This is a genomic window from Leptospira noumeaensis (genome assembly GCF_004770765.1).
Taxonomy (GTDB): Bacteria; Spirochaetota; Leptospiria; order Leptospirales; family Leptospiraceae; genus Leptospira_A; species Leptospira_A noumeaensis.
This window is the reverse complement of record NZ_RQFK01000027.1, coordinates 1-1006: the sequence shown is the minus strand read 5'-3', so window position 1 is coordinate 1006 and position 1006 is coordinate 1. Positions and strand designations below refer to the sequence as shown.

Below are 1006 nucleotides of genomic sequence, written 5' to 3'. Positions count from 1 at the left end.
CCTCGTTCGGCCTTCGGCAAATTTCCCGATCTCCCTAACGCCTACTACGCAGGCTCAGGGCGGGAAACTTCGTCAAGACTAGTTCGTTATGCGAAATAATTGCAAAATTAATCAAGAAACTAAAAATCACGATTAGGAAATGGAAGTTGACAAAACCATACTTGCCTATATACTTGTCTCAGAGCTGAGAAAAGGTGAATAAAATGCCACAACTATCATTATATATTGATCAAGATACGCTCAAAAAAATTGAATTAGCTGCCAAAAAGGAAAAGGTTTCTATATCTCAATGGGTTAAAGGAAAATTACAGAGTTCTTTTGAAAAAAAATGGCCTGAAAATTTTTTCCAGTTATACGGATCAATAGAAGATAATTCCTTTAATAAACCAGATTTCTTAGACTTTAAAAATGATAACAAGAGAGAAGCTTTTTGAATTATTTTTTAGATACAAATATTTGTATTTATTTCCTAAAAGGTAAAAACGATAAGATTGAAAACAATATTAAGAAACTAAATCCAAACAGAATTAAGATTCCATCTATTGTAAAAGCAGAACTTCTATTAGGAGCACTCAAAAGCCAAAATCCTAAGAAGAATAGGAATGTCGTCTTAGATTTTCTAGATCCTTTTGAAATAGTCGGTTTTAATGATATAGAATCTGAAATTTACGCAGAAATTCGTTCAAATTTAGAATCAAAAGGATTACCTATTGGTCCAAATGATCTTATTATTGCCTCAATCGTATTAAATAACAATGGTATTCTTGTCACAAATAATGAAAAAGAATTTGCAAGAATCAATTCTATTAAACTCGAAAATTGGACTTAGTAAAAGCAATTACTTCGCATAACAGCGACTAACCGCTTCACTTCGGGACTTACGCCCTCGCTCGGCCTACGGCACATAGGCTTTTGGCACTCCTCTTGCTTACGCAAGCGTCGTGCCAATCCCTAACGTCCCATTCGGGACTCAGGGCCAGCCTACGTCGGCTAGTCTAGTTCGTTA

General features: G+C 35.2%; 2 protein-coding genes. Both read left to right on the top strand.

The window, feature by feature from the left end; translation table 11 throughout:
• Nucleotides 1-203 precede the first annotated feature (203 nt).
• Nucleotides 204-434: a toxin-antitoxin system, antitoxin component gene (locus EHQ24_RS15235; RefSeq protein WP_135602497.1), complete on the top strand. Its 231-nt coding sequence runs from the start codon at nucleotides 204-206 to the stop codon at nucleotides 432-434.
• Entirely contained in the window at nucleotides 431-829 is a 399-nt protein-coding gene (gene vapC / locus EHQ24_RS15230; protein WP_135602496.1) for a type II toxin-antitoxin system tRNA(fMet)-specific endonuclease VapC, read from the top strand. The genes EHQ24_RS15235 and vapC overlap by 4 nt, the downstream gene beginning before the upstream one ends.
• Nucleotides 830-1006: the final 177 nt, after the last annotated feature.

Excerpts from the sequence above, each read along its gene's own strand:
- EHQ24_RS15235 (WP_135602497.1), top strand. The coding sequence starts at position 204 with ATGCCACAACTATCATTATATATTGATCAAGATACGCTCAAAAAAATT.